We start from the raw sequence: 6,869 nt of genomic DNA on the forward strand, positions 1-6,869 counted from the left end.
AACCAGCACTTGTCGGCCCGCCAGCAGAAAATCACCTTCGCCGAGATGCGCGAGAGCGGTGCGCGCGGACTGCTCGTGTACTGCGCGGACTACCGCTGCAGGCACTCGATCGCCGTCAGCGGCGACCGTTAGCCAGATGTGTGTTCGCGGAGCGAGCGGATGTGCCGACTTCGTCAGCGCCCATCAGACGCGAGTAGCCGGCGACATCAACCGCGAGCACTGCCGCAGACAGCAACGGTCTCACGCCGGCAATTGGGCCTTAACTAGCGCGGCACGGTGGTGCTCGCGGTCGCTTTCGTGCTGGTAGTGCTGCGTCGCGATAAAGCGCTCGATCGAGAAGTCCGGCGCCCGTTGCAGTAGCTCCTGGGCCGCGCCCTTAGCCGCCGCAGCGTCTCCGAGCTGCGCGTAGCATGCCGCAAGAAACGCCCAATGGGTTTGGCTGGTTCGACTACGCCGTTGGAACGCTTTGATCGCCTCACCGTAGCGCCGTCTGACGAAGTAGGCGCGGCCGAGAGAACCCCAAAAGTGCTCGGGATGATAGGGATTGAGGCGCATCGCCTTCTGGATCCATTCGATCCCTTCTTCCGCCCGGCCGATCCAGGTCAGCACCTCGCCCTGCTGCACGACAATGAGGTCGTCGTTCGGATTGAGCGCCAGCGCCCGCTCCTGGTGGTGGAGCGCCTTGTCGTGGTCGTGGTGTACCGTCAGGTTCACGGCGGCGAGAACGCGGTGCACGTCGCTGTCGTTCTCGTCGAGCGACAGGGCCTTCGTCAGTTCCCTAATCAGCGCAAGCCTTGTGGTCTTGACATCAGCGCACCAGCCAGTGACGGTCGATTGTCCGAGTACGCAGGCCTTCCAGGCATGCGCGTGCGCATAACCGGGATCGAGTGCGATTGCGCGCTCAAGCATCCGCAGCGCCTCTTCATTATCCGCTCGTGTGGAACGGTGGTGGAATAGCTTGCCTGCGAGCACGCATTCGTAGGCCACTAGGTTTTCCGGCGGCTTGCGCTGCACGCGGCCCTGCGCCGCGGCCGCGACGCGGCCCGGTAGGATCGAAACGATTGACGACGTCACCTCATCCTGGATGGCGAAGATGTCGGCGAGTTCCCGGTCGTACCGCTCGGCCCAGAGGTGGCGGTCGGTCTCAGCGTCGATCAGTTGCGCGGTGATGCGAACACGGCTGCCCGACTTGCGCACGCTACCCTCGACAACGTACTGGACGCCAAGCTCCTTGGCGACCTTCTGCACATTGATCGGCTTGCCTTTGTAAGCGAACACGGAATTGCGCGAGATCACAAGCAGCTCGCGGAAACGCGACAGCTCAGTGAGAATGTCCTCGGTGATGCCGTCGGCAAAGAATTCCTGCTCGGGCTCTCCACTCATATTGACAAAGGGTAGCACGGCGATCGCCGGGTTCTCGGCGACGATCGGAGTCTGAACACGGCTCTCGGATTTGTGCACGGCTTTCGCGGTCACGTCGCGGTCTTCCGCGATGATGCAGAAGACTTCGATCGGTCGCGCTATGTTCTTGACAGTCTGCTCCCCGCGCGTCTCGATTTTGATCGGGACCTTGTCACGCACCTGATCCGCAGCACCGCGAGATATGTAGATGCCGCCGGGGTCCGCCAGCGCCTGGATCCGAGCTGCGACGTTCACGCCATCACCATAGATGTCGTCGCCGTCGACGATGACGTCACCGACATTGATGCCGATCCGAAACTTTATCCGAGAGTCTTCGGGGCTGCCCGCGTTGCGTTGTTGGACCTTCTTCTGAACCTCGATCGCGCAGGTGACAGCATCCACGGCGCTCCCAAACTCAACCAGCGCGCCATCGCCCATGAGCTTGAAGGTCCGGCCAGAATGGGCCGCAATCAGCGGATCGAAGAGGTCGTGCCTCATGGCCTTCAACCGGGCGACGGTCCCCGCCTCGTCGATCCCCATTAGGCGCGAGTATCCGACCACATCGGCTGACAGAATAGCTGCGAGCCTCCTTTGGAGGCGCTCTTCGGTCATGCAGACTCCTCTGAACCACGGATACAACTTTATGGCTCACTGGGCAATGTTGACCATCGTGGTGCCAATGCCATCGAGATAAGACGTTAAATGGGCGCTGAGGTCGCGGGCGTCGTCGCCCGCACCATCGATCAAGGCGGATTTTCGACGGCGCATGAACTGAGCCCCCATGAGATACATTCCCGGCGATGAGACTACCCCTCCATCGTGCCGGAGCCTGCCCTTCCGATCGAGAACTGGCAATTCAAGCCAAGAGTAGTCGGGTCGGTAGCCCGTGGCCCAAATAATCGCTTTGATCTCGCCAGACGCCAGATCCACTCCGAGTGGCGGCGCCGGCTCCACGCGGGTTGGCGGCAGGCGATGTGGCGGGTTGGCTTTGGCATCGAAGCTGTTTCTTTGCGCCCACTCGTCGATACGGTCTAGCAATCTTCCCATCTTGAGATCGGAAAGCACGCACACGTTGCGCAATGATCCGGAAAACTGCGCCTTACCGTTTTCGCTGATACCGCCAATGCGGCCAACAAGCTTCACGCCTGTTTCGGTGAGGGCGTTAAGGTCGAGGGTAGATCGATCGGGCGTGCCGGCAAGTTGCAGTGAAGCAACCCGTCGTGCTCTGGCAAGATCGTCGACTTCGTCGTAGCGGTCGTCGAGCACACCGGCGGCATCCATCCACCACTCCAAATCTTTGCCACGATAAACGCGCGGCGCTCGAATGTGCTCGCCCACCGACAAGATGACCGGTCGGCCCGAGCGGTGTATTTCATGGGCGATCTGAGTACCGCTCGAGGATGCTCCAACGACCAAGACGCCACTATCGGGGGCGAGTTGTTCAGGATTGCGGTAGTTCTGGGCGGTCAGTTGCATGATTGACCGCGGTACCTTGTTGGCAAACCTGGGAACGTCAGCGACGTTGCATGCCCCGGAAGCGACCACGACCGCCCGGCATAGCCAATCGCCTTGGTCGGTGCGCACTAGGTATCCCGTCTCCGTGCTGCGCACCGATGTGACCGTCGTGTGGGTTAGTACCGGGGCCGAGATCGCCCTGGCGTAACTCGCGATGAATTCGATTACCTCGGCCACGGTCCTGTAGCCGTCCGGATCGTCACCATTGTAGGTAAAGCCAGGCAGTCGGCTCTGCCAATTAGGCGTTAACAGTCGCAGCGAATCCCAGCGTTCAGTGCGCCACGTGTGAGCAATCTCACCGCGTTCCAACACCACGTGATCGATGGAACGGTCGCAGAGGCAACGGCTCGTTGCCAGGCCGGCGTGCCCCGCACCGATAACGACTGTGGTGACGTTGCGAATGGCGGTCGTTCTCAATCTAGTGCGGCAATGGGCCTGCGCCGGTTCAATCCACTACGACCGTGACATTGGTCGGATTGGTCACGATGTCATAGACTGCCGATCGCTTCTGCGATTGCGCGACGAGGGCTTCGATGTCTTCGCGCTTTGCATCGGCGTCGATCTTGTAGGTCACCTTTATGCCGCCGAAACCATTGCGCACGTCGTCTATGCCGAGAATGCCTTGGAGGTCCATGTCCCCTTCTAGGGTCGCGGTGACCGAGCGCAGCTGAATGTTGCGGTTTTGGGCAATCGCGGCGATACCTGCGGTCAGACAACTTGCCAACCCAACTAAGACGTACTCGACCGGCGTGGCACCTTTGTCCTCGGAGGCGAAAATTTCCGGGTGGTCAGCATCGAAGGTAAAAGTTCTCTTGTGATGCTGTTCTTCCCCTAAGCCGTAAAAACCTTCAACCGTAGAGTGACTGTGAGTGCCATCCTTCCATTCGCAGGCGGCGCGCCATTTAAACTGCGCAGCAGCAGGAGCTTTAGTAAGCTCTTCACGGGCAGCAAGCAAAGCTGCGACGTTCACGCCGTTATTAGCAATGCTCCTAGCATCGGCCATCGGTACCCTCCATAGGTGCGGTTGATGAATTTCGATCCTATTCAATATAGCATTGAGGAATTATCCAAATCAGTGAACTATATCTCAATCCAAACCTGCTCCTTCCAAACCTGCAGGGAAAATTTCCCTTATTTTCAGGTCTCCTGCGAATTTGCCGCCGTCGACGCGCGCCCCATGCGGACCATTCGGTCCCCCAAACACATGCCCCACCATTGCGAACAGGATCGGACAACATTCGACCAATTCGACCATTCCGCGCGTTCGGACGTATTGCAACCACGCAGCGCTCATGTCGCCGATTCGTCGAGCAACGACTTGGCATCTTTCAGGTCGAGCGTGTCGAAGCCTTCGGTGAACCAGCCGTAGATCGGAGCGAGCAGTTCGCGGGCCTGCTGCGACTTGCCCTGAGAACGCCATAGCCGCGCCATGCTCATTGCGGCGCGCAGCTCCCAGGATTTTGCTTGCTGCTGACGCGCAACAAAGAGTGCGCGATCAAAATATTTTTCTGCTTTTTCCGTATCCGGCGCGAGCGACTTGAGTGCAATTTCCCCAGCAATGCGGTGTACCTCGGCCTCGCACCATTTCTCCTTCGACTTTTCTACTTTGTCTATCGCGTCGTCAATGCAACGCCTCGCATCGTCAAGCTGATCAAGTTCCGTGTAAGCCATTGCCAAATTCCACAGATACCGCGGTTCATAAAGAGTTGCTCCAATTGACCGAAGTGAGGTCATCCCCGATGTGATCGCCCGAACTGCATCCGAGGCATTTCCGGTTAGTGCAAAAAGCCAACCGCGCTGTAAGGCTCCAAGTGCTTTCCCTTTTTCGTCTGCCAAGGCGGTGAGCTCGTCGAGCTGCGCATGTGCAGCGGCGTAATTTCGGCAGAGGATGTAGCAAGTAGCTGCGCGGGACAGCGCATACACCAATGTGGTAGCGTGGCCAATCTCGCGCGCATTCTTGACTGCGCGCTCGGCGTCATTGCGTGAAGCCGCGGGATAACCAAGTTGCCAAACACAGTTCGAACGAAACGACAAGAGGGTCACTCCGACATCCCGGCCAGAACGCGTCGTAAGCGGACGGTGTTCAGCAGGATCATAAATAGCGAGCGCCCGGTCGTAGTGCTCTTTGCCATCCAAAAGGTCACCCGTGAGCGCTAGAACATTGGCGAAAGCGACTTCAAGTTTGATCTCTTCGCGACGCAAAGCCGGCGTGACCGGCAAGGTCGCGATCTGGTTAAGCGCCCGTTTGAGCTGCTCTGCGCCTTCAAGAAGCGCGGATCGCGCCAGTGAGCGCTGTCCCGCTGTGCCCCACCATTCGACAGCGGCTTCGGTCAGCCCCGCTTCCGTGAAGTGGTGAGCGATTAACTCCGGCTCGGCTGCAGCAGTGGCAGTAAACTGATCGCGCAGAATCTCACCCGTGCGGCGGTGCAAAGCCTGCCGACGGCTCTTGAGCAAGTTCTCATGGGCCGCATCCTGAATAAGCGCATGCTTAAAGCGGTATTCGGATTCCGGCGGAAGACCCTGTACCAGGAGTATGTCAGCCTCCGCCAACCGTTCCAGCGCCGTCTGCAGTGCTTCGTCCTCCATTCTGGCGACGGCGCGGACGAGCGGGTAGGAAAAGCCGCGCCCGATTACGGCAGCGATCTGTGCCACCTCACGGGCAGGTCCTAACCGGTCCAACCGCGCGGTCAATGATTGTTGCAGCGTCGGCGGGATTGCCTGAATGCCGCCCTGCTCATTGCGCTCCAATAGGAGCCGTGTGACTTCCTCGATGAACAGCGGCACGCCGCCCGTGCGCTCGGTTACGCCTTCGATCACCTCCTTCGCCAGTGCGTGGCGGGCCGCAAGCTTCTCCACCATATGTCTAACCTGACAACGGTCGAGCGGCACCAGCGAAATCGCACTATGGTGAGAACGCGCGCCCCAGGGCGGCCGGAACTCCGGCCGGGCAGTCAGCAGAACGAACAACGGCGCCAGCGCGCCGCGCTCGGCGATGCCACGGAAGAGGTCAAGCGTTGTCGGATCGGCCCAATGCAGGTCTTCAAGGGTCAGCACGACTGGCTGCGCGCGGGCGCTGGCCATTACCCAATTCGTCAGTGCCGCCAATTGCCGGTGGCGCAATTCCTCGGGCGCTAAAATTGGCCTGCGTTCGGGCGGGAGCGGAATGTCGAGTAGCGGCGCGAGCAAGGGAACGTTCTCGGCCGGATCGAGCTTGATCAGCGCCAGGGTGTTCTCCAGGTCCGAGAGCTGCCGTTCCGCCGGTACATCGGGACCGCCAAAGCGCTGGCGGCCCCATTCAGCGATCGGGTGCAGCGGCGTGTTCTGCAAAAGCTGCGAGCAGCCCCATTCGGCCCAGGTGTGCGGAGTGTCGCGCAGCCGCGCATGGAATTCTTCAATGAGGCGCGACTTGCCGATCCCGGGTTCGCCAACAATCAGCACCAATTGGCCGTCGCCCTGCCGCGCCCGCTCCCAGCGCCGCATCAGCATGGCGATTTCCTCGTCGCGACCCACCAGCGGCGTGAGACGGCGTTGCCCGGCACGGCGTCCGCCGCCGCTTGCCCGCACAAGGCGGAATAGCGTCACTGGCTCAGGCACGCCTTTGAGTTCGTGGCTGCCGCGCTCCTCGGCGACAAACAAGCCGGCGATCTGACGCTGGACCCTCGCTGTCACGACGACGGTGCCTGGCTCTGCCAGCGCCTGCACGCGCGCTGCCGTATTGGGCGCATCCCCGTAAACTTCCCCTGAGCCATCAACGACTACCGGGCCGGTTTCGATACCGATGCGCGCATTGAGCGCTGGCTTGTCAGAACCGGCGTTCTTGCGGTTCACTTCGGCGAGGGCGCGCTGGATTGATAGCGAAGCCCGCGCGGCGCGTTCAGCGTCGTTCTCCTGCGCCACCGGATAGCCAAATAGCACCATTAGCCCGTCGCCCAACTTCTTGGCGACATGGCCGC

5 protein-coding genes are annotated in these 6,869 nt (G+C 60.5%); all 5 read right to left on the reverse strand.

Features of this window, described 5'->3' with window-relative positions:
• Positions 1 to 240: 240 nt before the first annotated feature.
• Positions 241 to 2,013, reverse strand: coding sequence for an adenylate/guanylate cyclase domain-containing protein (locus tag VNX23_RS14890; RefSeq protein ID WP_325631212.1), 1,773 nt, complete (start codon positions 2,011 to 2,013; stop codon positions 241 to 243).
• A 36-nt stretch (positions 2,014 to 2,049) separates the two neighbouring features.
• Complete coding sequence (locus tag VNX23_RS14895; protein WP_325631214.1) at positions 2,050 to 3,333, reverse strand: NAD(P)-binding domain-containing protein; 1,284 nt, start codon at positions 3,331 to 3,333, stop codon at positions 2,050 to 2,052.
• Positions 3,334 to 3,361: 28 nt separating this feature from the next.
• Entirely contained in the window at positions 3,362 to 3,919 is a 558-nt protein-coding gene (locus VNX23_RS14900) for an OsmC family protein (protein WP_325631216.1), read from the reverse strand.
• A gap of 84 nt (positions 3,920 to 4,003) precedes the next feature.
• Positions 4,004 to 4,171 carry a hypothetical protein gene (locus tag VNX23_RS14905; RefSeq protein ID WP_325631218.1) on the reverse strand — a complete coding sequence of 56 codons (168 nt, stop codon included), beginning with the start codon at positions 4,169 to 4,171 and terminating at the stop codon, positions 4,004 to 4,006.
• A 35-nt stretch (positions 4,172 to 4,206) separates the two neighbouring features.
• A partial coding sequence (locus VNX23_RS14910; RefSeq protein ID WP_325631219.1) for an AAA family ATPase occupies positions 4,207 to 6,869 on the reverse strand: 2,663 nt, incomplete at its 5' end.

This window comes from Bradyrhizobium sp. (genome assembly GCF_035570375.1).
GTDB lineage: Bacteria > Pseudomonadota > Alphaproteobacteria > Rhizobiales > Xanthobacteraceae > Bradyrhizobium.